Origin of the sequence: Chryseobacterium cupriresistens (assembly GCF_046614675.1) — a bacterium.
GTDB lineage: Bacteria > Bacteroidota > Bacteroidia > Flavobacteriales > Weeksellaceae > Chryseobacterium > Chryseobacterium cupriresistens.
This window is the reverse complement of sequence record NZ_JBKKJT010000004.1, coordinates 388,147-401,287: the sequence shown is the minus strand read 5'-3', so window position 1 is coordinate 401,287 and position 13,141 is coordinate 388,147. Positions and strand designations below refer to the sequence as shown.

Annotated in this window: 14 protein-coding genes; 2 read left to right on the top strand and 12 right to left on the bottom strand. The window is 35.7% G+C overall.

From position 1 onward, the window contains the following. Nucleotides 1-32 precede the first annotated feature (32 nt). Nucleotides 33-1,010, top strand: a complete 978-nt coding sequence (locus ACLI50_RS14070) for a nuclear transport factor 2 family protein (protein WP_343639111.1) — start codon at nt 33-35, stop codon at nt 1,008-1,010. Between the two features lie 83 nt (nt 1,011-1,093). Here the strand turns inward: ACLI50_RS14070 and lpdA are convergent, their stop codons facing one another. Both lpdA and ACLI50_RS14060 read right to left on the bottom strand, forming a co-directional pair. Then, a complete protein-coding gene (lpdA, locus tag ACLI50_RS14065; protein WP_202839283.1) occupies nt 1,094-2,482 on the bottom strand; it encodes a dihydrolipoyl dehydrogenase in 1,389 nt (462 codons plus the stop codon). A 227-nt stretch (nt 2,483-2,709) separates the two neighbouring features. Continuing rightward, nucleotides 2,710-2,973: a hypothetical protein gene (locus ACLI50_RS14060; RefSeq protein WP_238349598.1), complete on the bottom strand. Its 264-nt coding sequence runs from the start codon at nt 2,971-2,973 to the stop codon at nt 2,710-2,712. Nucleotides 2,974-3,255: 282 nt separating this feature from the next. On the opposite strand from ACLI50_RS14060, the gene ACLI50_RS14055 reads away from it, so the two are divergent. Further along, entirely contained in the window at nt 3,256-4,143 is an 888-nt protein-coding gene (locus tag ACLI50_RS14055; protein ID WP_202839281.1) for a hypothetical protein, read from the top strand. A 54-nt stretch (nt 4,144-4,197) separates the two neighbouring features. On the opposite strand, the gene ACLI50_RS14050 is transcribed toward ACLI50_RS14055, so the two are convergent. From ACLI50_RS14050 to ACLI50_RS14005, 10 genes are all read right to left on the bottom strand, one after another. Then, nucleotides 4,198-6,861, bottom strand: coding sequence for a beta-glucosidase (locus ACLI50_RS14050; RefSeq protein ID WP_411414049.1), 2,664 nt, complete (start codon nt 6,859-6,861; stop codon nt 4,198-4,200). Next, complete coding sequence (locus tag ACLI50_RS14045) at nt 6,861-8,303, bottom strand: alpha-L-fucosidase (protein WP_343639119.1); 1,443 nt, start codon at nt 8,301-8,303, stop codon at nt 6,861-6,863. The genes ACLI50_RS14050 and ACLI50_RS14045 overlap by 1 nt, the downstream gene beginning before the upstream one ends. Nucleotides 8,304-8,353: 50 nt before the next feature. Next, on the bottom strand, nt 8,354-9,253 hold the full coding sequence (locus ACLI50_RS14040) for a TIGR01777 family oxidoreductase (protein WP_411414048.1): 900 nt from the start codon (nt 9,251-9,253) through the stop codon (nt 8,354-8,356). Between the two features lie 123 nt (nt 9,254-9,376). After that, nucleotides 9,377-10,081 carry a YqjF family protein gene (locus tag ACLI50_RS14035; RefSeq protein WP_411414047.1) on the bottom strand — a complete coding sequence of 235 codons (705 nt, stop codon included), beginning with the start codon at nt 10,079-10,081 and terminating at the stop codon, nt 9,377-9,379. 16 nt (nt 10,082-10,097) lie between these two features. Next, nucleotides 10,098-10,574: an SRPBCC family protein gene (locus ACLI50_RS14030; RefSeq protein WP_202839272.1), complete on the bottom strand. Its 477-nt coding sequence runs from the start codon at nt 10,572-10,574 to the stop codon at nt 10,098-10,100. 20 nt (nt 10,575-10,594) lie between these two features. Next, nucleotides 10,595-11,161 (bottom strand): hypothetical protein, encoded by a 567-nt coding sequence (locus tag ACLI50_RS14025; RefSeq protein ID WP_411414046.1) that lies wholly within the window; start codon nt 11,159-11,161, stop codon nt 10,595-10,597. Nucleotides 11,162-11,232: 71 nt separating this feature from the next. Next, the gene (locus tag ACLI50_RS14020; protein ID WP_411414045.1) at nt 11,233-11,418 is read right to left on the bottom strand and encodes a hypothetical protein; all 186 of its coding nucleotides are present in this window, start codon (nt 11,416-11,418) and stop codon (nt 11,233-11,235) included. Then, entirely contained in the window at nt 11,415-11,777 is a 363-nt protein-coding gene (locus ACLI50_RS14015) for a hypothetical protein (RefSeq protein ID WP_202839270.1), read from the bottom strand. The genes ACLI50_RS14020 and ACLI50_RS14015 overlap by 4 nt, the downstream gene beginning before the upstream one ends. 154 nt (nt 11,778-11,931) lie before the next feature. Next, a complete protein-coding gene (locus ACLI50_RS14010; RefSeq protein ID WP_411414044.1) occupies nt 11,932-12,564 on the bottom strand; it encodes a hypothetical protein in 633 nt (210 codons plus the stop codon). A 71-nt stretch (nt 12,565-12,635) separates the two neighbouring features. Beyond that, the gene (locus ACLI50_RS14005) at nt 12,636-13,139 is read right to left on the bottom strand and encodes a GbsR/MarR family transcriptional regulator (RefSeq protein WP_034696386.1); all 504 of its coding nucleotides are present in this window, start codon (nt 13,137-13,139) and stop codon (nt 12,636-12,638) included. Nucleotides 13,140-13,141: the final 2 nt, after the last annotated feature.

The window sequence follows — 13,141 nt, the reverse complement described above, 5'->3', positions numbered from 1 at the left end:
ATCAAATTCTGGAACGATCGGTTTAAATAAAAATGAAGAACAATATCATAATAACAGCTACTCTTCTGATATTCATAAACATTACCAATATGAAAGCTCAGGACAGGTCAGCAATACAACAACAAAAAAATATGAACAATACAGATCTTGCGACACTTCGCAAAAACAAAGTGAAAACGTATTTCAAAAAAGTGGATGAAGGGCAATTTGACGAAGAATATTTTAATCTCTATACAGATGATGTAGAAATATATTATCCTAAATTCGGGTTTGAAAAGGGAAAAAATGGAATCACAAATTTTGGAAAAGTAATGGGTGCTCATCTTCAAAGCCTCAGCCATGATATTGATAATTTTAAATATGTAATTTCTGACCATAGTATTGTGGTAGAAGGGACAGAAAGGGGAATTACAAAATCCGGAAAGGAGTGGCCTGATAATAAGATTTCTTATGGTAAATTCTGCAATGTTTTTGAATTCGAAGATGAATTTATCAAACGTATACATGTGTATGTAGATCCTGATTTTACTTCAGAAGATGTAGATAGAATAAATATATTTAAAAATCCATCGTTACCTATCAACAAAGAATCTCTAAAAACAACAAAAGAGGTAATAGATGAATTTTTTGCTTTACAATCCGGAAAAAAGGAAGGAAATATTTTAGATTTATTTTCTGATCATGCAGACTGGGACTTGCCTGGAAATAAACAAAAATTTCCGTGGACAGGTAAAAGGCAAACTAAGAAGGAAATAGAAGAATTTTTTGAAGAATTATACTCAAATGTCAAACCTGAAAAATTTGAAATCGACTTTATAGCTGTTAATGGTGAAAATGCCACTGCTACTGGATATCTGTCTTCAAAAATTTTAAAATTCAATAAGATATTTACTACTGAATTTGTTGTGATTTTTAAAGTAGTGAATGGTAAAATTGTGAAATATCATTTTCTGGAGGATAGCTATAAACTTAATGAAGAAATGCAGTCCAAAGCTATTAATGTGCAATAGAGATTTACAAAGTTATTATTACTTTCACTAAAAAAACCCGGAAAATCCGGGTTTAAATTATATATAAGATTCTGTATTTCAGATTAAATATGAATCACCTCACCGTAAGCAGCAGCTGCAGCTTCCATAATCGCTTCAGAAACTGTTGGGTGCGGGTGGATAGATTTGATGATCTCGTGACCTGTGGTTTCTAATTTTCTCGCTACAACAGCTTCAGCAACCATATCTGTTACTCCATCACCGATCATATGGCATCCTAACCACTCTCCGTATTTAGCATCGAAAATCACTTTGATAAATCCGTCTGTGTTTCCGTTTGCAGTAGCTTTACCACTTGCAGAAAGAGGGAATTTACCAACTTTGATTTCGTATCCTTTTTCTTTAGCCTGCTTTTCAGTAAGACCTACAGACGCTACTTCAGGGTGGCAGTATGTACATCCTGGAATATTGCCGTAGTCGATTTTCTCAACATGCATTCCTTTGATTTTTTCCACACAAGTAATTCCTTCTGCAGATGCTACGTGAGCCAATGCCTGAGTTGGGATAATATCTCCGATCGCATAGTAACCAGGTACTGAAGTTTCATACCACTCGTTTACCAATACTCTTCCTTTATCTGTCTGGATTCCTACTTCTTCTAGCCCAATGTTCTCGATATTAGCAGCAATACCTACAGCAGATAATAAGATATCAGCTTCAAGAGTGATGTTTCCGTTAGCTGTTTTCACAGTAGCTTTTACTCCTTCACCAGATGTATCAACACTTTCCACTGAAGCGTTTGTCATGATTTCGATTCCTGTCTTCTTCAGAGATTTCTCCAAGTGTTTTGAGATTTCTTCATCTTCTACCGGTACGATGTTTGGCATGAATTCAACAATGGTTACTTTAGTTCCCATTGTGTTATAGAAATCAGCAAATTCTACCCCGATAGCTCCGGAACCTACAACGATCATAGATTTCGGCTGCTCAGGAAGAGATAATGCCTGTCTGTATCCGATTACTTTTTTACCATCCTGCGGTAAGTTTGGTAATTCTCTTGAACGAGCTCCTGTAGCGATAATAATGTGAGTACCTGTATATTCAGTTACTTTTCCTTCTTTATCTGTAACAGAAACTTTTTTACCTTTCTGTACTTTTGCAGTACCAAGAATTACGTCAATCTTATTCTTTTTCATCAAGAATTCGATTCCTTTGCTCATTTTGCTGGCAACACCACGGCTTCTCTGAATCACATTCGGGAATTCAAAGCTTGCCTCCACTTTATTCAAACCATAATCTTCAGCATGGTTGATATAATGAAAAACCTGAGCAGATTTCAATAAAGCTTTAGTTGGAATACATCCCCAGTTAAGGCAGATTCCTCCTAAATTTTCTTTCTCGATAATTGCGGTTTTGAAACCTAATTGCGCTGCTCTGATCGCAGTAACATATCCACCAGGACCACTTCCAATGACAATAATATCGTAATTCATTACTTTAAAAATTTTTATGCGAATTTAAGGAAAAATATTGGATGTTTTATGTTTCTTCAAACTGATCTTAAAATGCACCAATAAAGCTGTTTTCATTCAATTTTCAACAAAGAAAGAGAATACACAATGCATTCTCTTTCAATAAACTTTCCTTACGTTGAAAACTTTTCAAAACTTTACGGATAAAAAACTGGTTTTACCATTTTAAAAACTGCAAAAATACTGTATTATCTTGCCTGTCTAAGCAATCGTTTTTCAGCTGCATATCTTTCATTCAAAGCTTTCATCTGATCTCTCTTCATCTTTTTGGTCGCAAGCGGGTGATTAAGGATCAGTTTTTTTTCAGTATTGTATTTTTTGGTAAGTTCTTGCATTTTAATATTGACCAACTCACTTTTTGAAGGATGCGGAGGTACCGGCGGATGTTTCTGGGCAGCAACATTCATGGATAAACCTAATAACAATACTGTTGAAATTAATAACTTTTTCATAATGTTCATATTTTTGAATGTTTTCAATTAAACCAATATCATTTAATGAAATTCATTCCGGTTCATGATAAATCTTACATATATCATACCAAGATTTTTTAAAGAAAGCATAGTATGTATCTCAAGGAGATAATTCCGCTTAAAATAGTGTACATTGAGAAATGCCGAACATTTATTGATATTAAAATCTTAATGGTTTATTTAAAAAACATTTAAAATATTCATTATCAAATAATTTTCATATGTTTTTTTTATATTTTTGTGTTAATTAAATTATGCAATATGAGAAAATACATTTCGATCCTTTTATTGGCTGCTATTCCCTTAACTGCACAAGTAGGCATTAATACAACAACACCTAACAGTACGCTTGCTGTAAACGGTTCTTTAAGGGCTGGCTATACTCAGATTACTGCTACAACGTATAATATTCTGGCTACTGATCATTATATTACCTATAACGGAACTGCAGATGCCACCTTTACCCTTCCTGTGATCGGAACCGGGACAACCAGTTTTACAGGAAGAATTTATAAGATTAAGAACATTTCTCCCAATGCTATTACATTACAGGCTTCCAGTGGAAATACTTTAAGAATAGACAATACTCCTGTTGCTTCTTTTGTAATCCCTACTGGAGCATATGCCGAAGTAGTAAACAACAGTAATACTTCCGGAGGAACATGGGATTTATCTTTTACAGTTCTTCCAAAACCAAGCAATGTAGAAATTTATGGTACACAGCTTTTCATTCCTCCTCATGCCCTTGGAACAGCAGCCCTTGCTGACTGGACCAATCATGCTAATGCAGGCTATGATTCAGGTGCTGCAACAGACAGGTGGTGGATTGTGAGCAAAACATCTGTGGACAGAGCCCAGACTGCTTCCTACTCCAATGCCAGCAGAATGACCCTCGTGTATGAATATCAGGGTACTCCTTTCAATGTTACCAATATGTATCCTATTCTTACCGCAGGAAACAACTCAAGTTTCCCGGATGTGTTTACAGCATCTTTTGTAAGTCTGGCCAATAACGGTACTGGCGGTAAAACCAGGCTTACCGTATCTGTTGCCCGTGTAGACTTTATCGGTACGAATGGTGTAACAACCAATAACAGTAACTGGGCAGGAACATTCTTACTGAACGTTTTACTGGCCAGAAAATACTAGACAATCTCAATAATAGATACAAAAAAGAGCAGAAATTTCTGCTCTTTTTTATGGTCATAAAACTTCAATATTTTGTTTTAAAGGAAGGTTCTTCGATGAATTACCGATCATAACTCTGTACGTTCCTTTTTCTACCACCCATTCCATTTTTTCATTTAAAAACTGTAATTGTTTTACAGGAACTTCTATAGTGACTGATTTTGATTCTCCAGGTTTTAGTTCTACTTTCTGAAATCCTTTCAGTTCAATAACTGGTCTTGAAACGGAAGCCAGCAGGTCTTTCACATACAGCTGAACGACTTCACTTCCGGCTTTTGAACCTGTATTTTTCACCTTGACTTCAGCAACAATGGTTTCATTTTCAAAATACTGAGTCTTGCTCAACTGAAGGTCAGAAATTTCAAAAGAGGTATAACTGAGTCCGAAGCCAAACGGATATAGTGGTTCTCCACTCAGATCATAATAATCATTTCCTCTTCCTGTTGGATGGTGATTGTAAGTTAAAGGTAACTGCCCTTCATGAACCGGAAATGTGACCGGTAGTTTTCCGGATGGATTTTCAGCTCCGAAAAGCGTTTTTGCTACCGCATTTCCGCCTTCTTCTCCCGGATACCAAATGTCTAAGATGGCTCCTACTTTATCTTTCCACGCTGTTGTTTTTATGGCAGAGCCGCCTACCAGAAGAACTGTTACAGGTTTCTTCAGTTTTGAAACCTCATGAATAAACGCTTCCTGATTTCCAGGCAAACTTAATGATGATCGGTCCTGAAATTCACCTTCATGAATTCCGGCCGTAACAAGAATATAGTCTGCTTTTTGGGCAAGATCTAAAGCTTCCTTAAAATCTTTCTGATAATCATATAAACCATAGTTCCAGATCAATTCTAAATTGGCTTCGCCACGATTTTCATGAAATTCGATCTTTATATCATATTTTTTCCCCTTTACGAAGTCTACCTCCACAGTTTTTGTGGAATAGCTCAGCTTTTCCCATTGATCAATCACTAATTTTCCATCCAGGTATAATCTGAAACCATCATTTCCACGCAGGCCGATCTGGTATTTTCCGGAATTGGGAGCTTCCAGCTTTCCGGTCCACCGGATACTATAATTGTCAGGCTGCAGTTTTCCCGGATCAGGAGAATATAAAGTCCATTTGAAACTGAGGTTTTCATCCTGCCTTCCAAAAGCCGGATTACCTTTTAAATCAGTATTGGCAAAATAATATCCTGTTAATCCTTTTTTATTTTCAGAGGACAGATATTCGTTTGGAATTGTGGTAAAATCTTTTACATTCCAGTCAATTCCTTTTGAATACATAATTTCAGTCTCTGTATTGTTCACATAGTTTTTAAGGCCATCCAGTATATTTATTTTTTTGTTTCCGGGCCCTGAATAACCGCCTAATCTTGCATCCACAGCATCCGCTCCTACCACCAGAATCTTTTTAACATTCGCCGGAACAGGAAGCGTCCGGTTATTATTCTGAAGCAAAACAAAAGACTCTGCCGCTGCATTTTCTGCCAAAGGTTTGTGATTGAGTTTTTTTAATTCTTCAATTTCCTTAACAGAAACGTAGGGATTTTCGAATAATCCAAGTTCAAATTTCGCTCTTAATACTCGTGAAACAGCATCATCAATTCTTTCTTTTGAGATTCTTCCATCCAAAAAAGGAGGAATAAATAGTTGATAATGTTTATATTCCGTCTGAAAAATCACATCAAGCCCGGCATTGATAGCCTGTGCAGAAGCATCATCATAATCTTTTGCTGTAAAATGGAGAACATTGGCTCCTCCTACCGCACTTGCATCACTGATAACAAAGCCTTTGAAATTCCAGTCTTTTTTTAGTTTTTCAGTCAATAACCAATGATTGGCGGTTGAAGGTCTTCCATCAAGCAAATTATAAGAAGTCATCACAGAACGGCTTTTTCCTTTTGTAAAAGTATTGTGAAAAGGAATTAAATGGGTTTCTTCCAGATATCTTTTGCTCCAATGAATAGGGTAAGAATCTCTTCCTCCTTCTCCTACATTCGCTAAAAAGTGTTTAGGTGTGGTAATAATTCCCATATTTTCAAATGAATTGACAAAGCTGGCTCCCATTACGGAGGTCAAAAATGGATCTTCACCATAGGTCTCTTCTGTTCTTCCCCATCTCACATCGCTGGCAAGGTTTACTACAGGGGTCAGAATCTGGCGGATTCCTCTCAATTTTGATTCTCTTGCAATGGCTGTTGAAACATTGGTCATTAATTCCGGATTGAAAGTAGCAGCCAGGCCAATTGCCTGCGGAAAAGCAGTAGCGCCATCCCGAACCAATCCGTGTAAAGCTTCATCAAAAGGAATCATGGGAATTCCCAATCGTGATTCTTCCACAAAATATTTCTGAATGGCATTGATCTTTTTCACCAGTATTTCTGCATCTTCACTGGCATTGTATTTCAGCAGTTGTCCTGCTGCTCCGCCTCCCTGATTTCCTGCGCTCACCTGAAGTCCAAAAATTCCATGTGAATATTGTCCTTTCGGGACGTTATCCAAATCTCCGGGAATCATAAAACACTGCCAGAATTTTTCTTCTGGGGTCATTCTCTTCAACAGATCCTGAATTCTGGTTTCAATGGGCTGCTTGGGATCTTTATACAAAGGTTTTTGAGCAAAAGTAATCACAACATTCAACAATAATGCGGCTCCGGCAAGTTTAAAACAAATACATCTCATTATTGAACGATTTGAATTACAGTTGAATATTTTAATTGAGTTCTTTCTTTCGGCAAGTTAATTTCAATTGAATTCCCTGATTTTTTCCATTGAATTTTGTTTGATAAGCCTAAAACTTTCAAAGATTTCGGTTTAAAATGATCAGGAATGGTAAACCTTAATGTTGATGGAGACTCATAATTTGTCTTTTCATCCAAGTGAAAAATATTCAATGTCTTTCCATCTTTGCTTTGTGTATAATAAAAATTTCCGTCGTGATAAGGTGCAATACTTCTTGTTGCAAAAACCGCAGACTGATTTTTATCCATCCAGCCTGAAATTTGCTGTAACCTTTCATATACAATGGGATCGTAATCTCCGTTAGGTCCTGGTGCAATATTCATAAGGTAATTTCCTCCTCTTGAAATGATTTTAACCAATGTTTCAATGATCTTCTGGGAGGTCTTATAGTTGTCATTGGGAACATAAGAAAAGGAATCTCCCATGGTGATGCAGCTTTCCCACGGAATGGAAAGAGCATGTTCCGGAATTGCCTGCTCAGGAGTAACATAGTTTTCCCATTTTCCCGGAACGGTGCGGTCTACAATGATGATTCCCGGCTGATTTTTTCTAGCCATCGTGCCTATTTTGTCCATATCGATGTCCTGCTCTACTTTGATAGTGCGCTGCCATTCTACTTTTGGATCTATGGTGTGAAAAGGACGTACCCAGCCTCCATCCAGCCAGAGAATATCAACTTTCCCGTAATTGGAAGTAATTTCGTTCAGCTGATTAAAGGTCAACTTTTTAAAGTTCTCCCATCTTTCCGGATATTTCTTTGGGTCATAATTGACATTTCTGTCTTTGGGCGGAAAATAAGACCACCAATAATCATCGGAATGCCAATCAGGTTTTGAAAAATAAGCACCAATTTTAAATCCTGCTTTTCTGAACGTATTGAAAATTTCTTTCGTCACATCAGATTTTGGATTTTTTGAAAAAGGGGTTTGGGGAGAAGTAATTTTATAATCCGACTGCCGGGTATCAAACATGGCAAAACCATCGTGATGTTTGGTGGTGAAAACCACATATTTCATTCCTGCCTTCTTCGCCGCGTCTGACCATTTCTGAGGATTGAATCGGGTTGGATTGAAGGTAGTCTGAAGATTTTCATAATTTTTTACATATTCGTAATATGACTTCCCGTGTTCGGGTTTTCTCTGTGTCCATGATTCATCTTCCGGGCATATGCTCCAGCTTTCAACAATTCCCCACTGGCTGTAGGTTCCCCAGTGCATAAACAATCCGAATTTCATATCCTGCCACTGTTCCAGATTTTGTACCACCAAAGAATCTGTAGGCTTCTGATATCCGTCCGATACATTATGAGCCTGTGAAAATGCAATTGAACTTATAAAAAGGGATGAAAGGAAAAAGGGTTTTATTTTGGATATAACCAGCATAAGGAATAGTTTTCCGCTAATTTAATTATCCTTAGGGAAACCTGCAAACATTAGGATTCCAGGAGATTAAGAATCGCTTCATCAAATGTAGAATATGAAAACTTAAATCCGTTTTTTATAAGTTTTTCCGGATAGACGTTTCTGCTTTTTAATAATAATTCCGTTTCTGTATTCAGGAATATGGAGGCAATTTCCAGCTGCCAAACCGGGGCGTTAAGTCCGAAAGGTATTCTCATTTTATTTCTCAGTTTTTTCATCATACTTTGATTGGAAAGAGGATCCGGAGCGGTTATATTCACTGCGCCTGAGATAGTGTCATGCTGAATAATCCATTCCACTGCTTTACAGAAATCTTCAATATGAAGCCAGCTTACCATCTGGTTTCCTCTTCCCTGTTTTCCACCTAACCCCAGTTTTGTAATCATTTTCAGTTTTGGAAAAGCACCTCCATTATTTCCAAGGACAATAGAAGTACGAAGGGCAACTTTTCGTATTTCTTCATTTTTAACTGCAAAAAATTCTTTCTCCCAGCTTTTGCAGATATTCATAGAAAAATCGTCTCCAATAATTCCGTTTTCTTCTGTATTTAAGTTATTTTCAGAGTGAACATAAATGGTTGCAGAACTTGCATTCAGCCATATTTTTGGCTTTTCAGAACATTCACCTACTGCTTTCTGTAATATTTTTGTGCTGTTGATTCTTGAAGAATAGATCTCCTGTTTATTTTTTTCATGATACCGGCAATCCACAGATTTCCCCGTAAGATTGATCAGAACATCGGCATTTTCAAGGCTGTTTTTCCATTCTCCTATTGTTCGGGCATCCCAATAGATTTCGTTTTTACGATGAGGCTTCCTGGTCAAAATATAGACCTGATATCCTTTTTCTGAAAAGTATTTTTCTAAATTTTCGCCCAGGAATCCGGTTCCACCAGCTATGATTATTTTCATTGTTTGAGATTTAATGTTTTGGGTTCAAAGTTTAAAGTTTAAGGTTTATGGTTTGCCCACAGATTTCACTGATTGGCACAGATGATCCTGGATAGAGAAAGATGTTCTTTACTCTTGTACTTTTTAATGAATGTATTTTTTGGTTTTGACCTGAATTTCGGAGCCTTCGGCCAGCATTATGGAAAGAGGCAGCTGATGATTCAGGCATTCAAAATTATTTCCATAGATCTTTTGAAAATCTACTTCTAACTGATATTCTTTTACAGTATACCATTCCCATTTCGGATGACAGACTTCATATTCAGAAGTTGTGTTTTCTTTTTTGGTAAAGCCAAAATAATGTTCTGTGATGAATTCAAATTCTGAATTTTCTTCCATAGGTTTTGTTACATTTTCAGCCATAATCTGAATGGAATACCAGTTTTTATCCTTCCATGAATAGCGGATCAGCAGTTCTTCCTCTCCTTTTTCCATCTGATTTTTCATGGGCATGGTATGATAATTTTCTTTGTAAACAGCATTGGCGACCAGACTTAATGCAGGTTTGGGGACAATTTCTTTAATAAACACCACTCCTCTTTTCCAGATTCCGTTTTCTTTTTTCTTTACATAAAATCTTAGATTCACTTCTTCAAAATTCCGGTGAAAAGGGACCGGTATACCCAATAATTTGGTATTTAAAAACATGAATCCTACCAGACTTACATAGCATTTGCCTTTATAAAAATCGAGTTCTGTTCCTCCTGGAAGGTAGGGCAGCAAAACTTGAGGATTGATTTCGTAATTGATGATGGCCAGCTTTCGCCATTCTGCTTTTAAAAAGTTCATAACACTGTTTTTAAGGTTAAAAAATCGCAATTCCATCACGGACAGAAGATTCTGCAATAGTTTTGATCATTTCATTTCTTCTGAGTAAAAATTTCCTTAGATATCCTTTAAGAAAAATTGAGTTAAATAATTTCCCTAAAATACCCAGCGGAGATTCAAATTCGAAAATATCTGTCATCAGGGTATTTCCATTTACGGATTTAAAAATATGTCGGTGGCGCATGGATTTGAAGGCTCCTTTCTGCATGACATCAATAAACTGAAACGGTTTTTCCATGCTGATAATTTTCGTGGTGAGATTTTGATAAACTCCCAGATGTTTTGCCCGCCAGGTTACGGTTTCGTTTTCTTCAATTAATCCAGAAGTACGTCCTGCAATGGCTTTTTCATGAGACTTTGAGGTTGACTGTTGATGAAGATCAATATTTCTTGCCAGATCAAAAACATAGTGAATATCTGCTTTGATGATTGTATTTAAATAGATGGTTGACATTTTTAAAACATTTTAGCTTGTTATATTTTAATTCCAAAAGTGGTCAGAATAATGATTGTTAGCGCTATTAATCTAAATAATATCCAGGAAATGGTAGGAAGATAATTCAGCCTTAGTATTCTGCACCTTCTGATATGTTCCAGAAACATGATCACTACTACAATTCCAAAATATATCATATAAAAAACAGGAGTAAAACTGGTCATCAGCGCAGGAATTAACAGTAAAGTTCCGATTAAAGAAACAGTCATCATATTTCCGAGATAATCCCAAATTTTATCTTTGAGATAAGCTTTTAAAAAGATAGTCTGCCAAAGGATCTGGCCAAAGCAAACGGCAAATTCTCTCACGAAATTCCTCTCTAAATTCAAGTTCAGTTTACCGGAAAATATACTTAGGATATATGCTGAAAAAATAACAACAAAACCGATGTATGCAATTCTGTATTTCAGATTAAAATCCGGAACACAGGATTGTTCTGTATAGTCTTTTGAGGAAGGAATGATCTGTTTCCTGTTATAAGAAACGAAAGAATACAGTTTTTGAAAAAACCAATACAGAGGTTCTGTCCGTGCAATTTTTGCCAACAATGGAAAAGAGTTTCCAATGATGAGGAGCAGACTGTCTAATCCGTAAACGACTTCATTTTTGTTGTGATCTACCAGAGCAATTTCATTTTTGCACGGTTGAAATCTATCAGGATTTTATTTCTCAATGTGATTTCTGTAAAGGCTTCTCTTCCATCTTCATCCAGCATTCCGCATTTAGTAAAACCTTTGGAGTAGAGATTGCACATAGGACATTCATTGTCGTAGATTAATGTGTGGTTTTTGAGCGTTTTCATAATTGTGATTTATAAGATTCATAAGTAGTGTAACAGTCATAAACATACGCCGCTGCCATCACAGGGCTATATAAAAGAACAGCCATTAAAACATATCCAAAAAAATCATTGATGTGTTTCTCTGTAAACAAGATGGTTACAATAATCCAGACCGGTACTATTACAATTCCATACGCGATATACAATGCTGACTTTTTTGTTTTGAAAAACAGTTTGATCAGGAAACTTACCAATTGAGGAATTCCTACTATAAAATAAAACAGAACAAATCCAGACAAACCACCAAATATAAAAACCTGAGGCCCAATTATTATAAAGAATAACTGAATGTAATAATCATATTTTGCAAATGTTTTCATGGCAGCAATGGTTTTAAAGTGATCCTTTTCTTCTGAAATAAATAATCAGGAATAAATGAATGATTAAATTTCTCATAATTATTATTAATTTTATATTTTCAGTAATTTTTGAAAATTAAATTAAAATAAAAAAGGATTTTCATCCAGATTTATTTTATTGTATATTCTTTTTTAAATAGTCTTTCAGCGTATACCAAGTAGAAAATCTACATGTAGTGTCATTAATGGTATCCGATTTTCCTTTATGATAGAAAATATATTCATCTCTTGTGGTACACTCTCCATCTTTAGGAATTTCTCTTATTATATTTTCCGTTTTTACCAAATACGCCCATGCTTCTTTATCCAAAATCTTCAAACTACCATTTTTCAGTCGGAGAAAGTAATTCTTTCCCTTATTAATGATGATTATTGAATCTTTACCCTGATGAAAACATCCTCTTGATTGAAATACCAATTTTGCTTCCGAGTCTTTTAGATTTTCAAAAACAGTTTTATTATTTTTTTTTAATAAATAATCAGGATTAATACTAACTCTGTATGTTTTAGATTCATCAACTTTTATTTCTTTTTTTATGGTTTCTCCAAAAAGATTTTCATAAACAAATGAATACTTTCCTTCTTTTAAACTGTCAAATTTTATATTGGAATTTAAGAAAAGAGCAGACCCTTCAGGTTCTAGAATTTTGAAAATCTTCTCATCCTTATAGATTTCAATTTTGTACAAATCGTGACGCCCATTATCATATTTATCAGAGTTTTCTATATGAATATCGAAATTTGCCATTACATTTTTCTGACAGCTCATCATCAGAGTTAAAAGACATAGTAACAAAAGATTTCTCATTTTTTGAAAATTTATTTCAACAGATTGGTAATCTTCCCTACCAGCCAGTGGTCATCACTTTTTATCGCCAGATCCATGATGTTATTGATTTTTCCGGTGACAGAACTGAAATCATTCATCAGCTTGATAAATTCCTGTGCTTCTTCTGAATCTTTATCCTCAATATTTTTTAACTCTTCAAGAAAGGAAATGACAGGCTCTATTTCTCTTTTTCTTCTTTCTTTGGTAATTTGCTTGAACAAATACCATACATCTTTTTCTGCTACGAAATATTCTTTACGGTCGCCTTTTACAAATTCCTTTTTTACGATTCCCCAGTCTATCAGAGCACGTAGATTCATATTGGCATTTCCTCTTGAAATCTCCAGCTGTTCCATAACTTCATCTGTAGAAAGAGGTTTTCCGCTCGCCAGAAGCAATGCATGCACCTGTGCCATCGTACGGTTGATTCCCCAATTGGTAGCAAAGGTTCCCCAGGTCTGAATGTATTTTTCTTTTGCTTCTGAAAGTTGCATTT

What these genes read in the sequence shown, in the direction of transcription:
- ACLI50_RS14070 (WP_343639111.1), top strand. Translation starts at nt 33, where the DNA reads ATGAAGAACAATATCATAATAACAGCTACTCTTCTGATATTCATAAAC.
- ACLI50_RS14005 (WP_034696386.1), bottom strand. Translation starts at nt 13,139, where the DNA reads ATGCAACTTTCAGAAGCAAAAGAAAAATACATTCAGACCTGGGGAACC.
- ACLI50_RS14045 (WP_343639119.1), bottom strand. Translation starts at nt 8,303, where the DNA reads ATGCTGGTTATATCCAAAATAAAACCCTTTTTCCTTTCATCCCTTTTT.
- ACLI50_RS14020 (WP_411414045.1), bottom strand. Translation starts at nt 11,418, where the DNA reads ATGAAAACGCTCAAAAACCACACATTAATCTACGACAATGAATGTCCT.
- ACLI50_RS14050 (WP_411414049.1), bottom strand. Translation starts at nt 6,861, where the DNA reads ATGAGATGTATTTGTTTTAAACTTGCCGGAGCCGCATTATTGTTGAAT.
- lpdA (WP_202839283.1), bottom strand. Translation starts at nt 2,482, where the DNA reads ATGAATTACGATATTATTGTCATTGGAAGTGGTCCTGGTGGATATGTT.
- ACLI50_RS14035 (WP_411414047.1), bottom strand. Translation starts at nt 10,081, where the DNA reads ATGAACTTTTTAAAAGCAGAATGGCGAAAGCTGGCCATCATCAATTAC.
- ACLI50_RS14030 (WP_202839272.1), bottom strand. Translation starts at nt 10,574, where the DNA reads ATGTCAACCATCTATTTAAATACAATCATCAAAGCAGATATTCACTAT.
- ACLI50_RS14060 (WP_238349598.1), bottom strand. Translation starts at nt 2,973, where the DNA reads ATGAAAAAGTTATTAATTTCAACAGTATTGTTATTAGGTTTATCCATG.
- ACLI50_RS14055 (WP_202839281.1), top strand. Translation starts at nt 3,256, where the DNA reads ATGAGAAAATACATTTCGATCCTTTTATTGGCTGCTATTCCCTTAACT.
- ACLI50_RS14015 (WP_202839270.1), bottom strand. Translation starts at nt 11,777, where the DNA reads ATGAAAACATTTGCAAAATATGATTATTACATTCAGTTATTCTTTATA.
- ACLI50_RS14010 (WP_411414044.1), bottom strand. Translation starts at nt 12,564, where the DNA reads ATGGCAAATTTCGATATTCATATAGAAAACTCTGATAAATATGATAAT.
- ACLI50_RS14040 (WP_411414048.1), bottom strand. Translation starts at nt 9,253, where the DNA reads ATGAAAATAATCATAGCTGGTGGAACCGGATTCCTGGGCGAAAATTTA.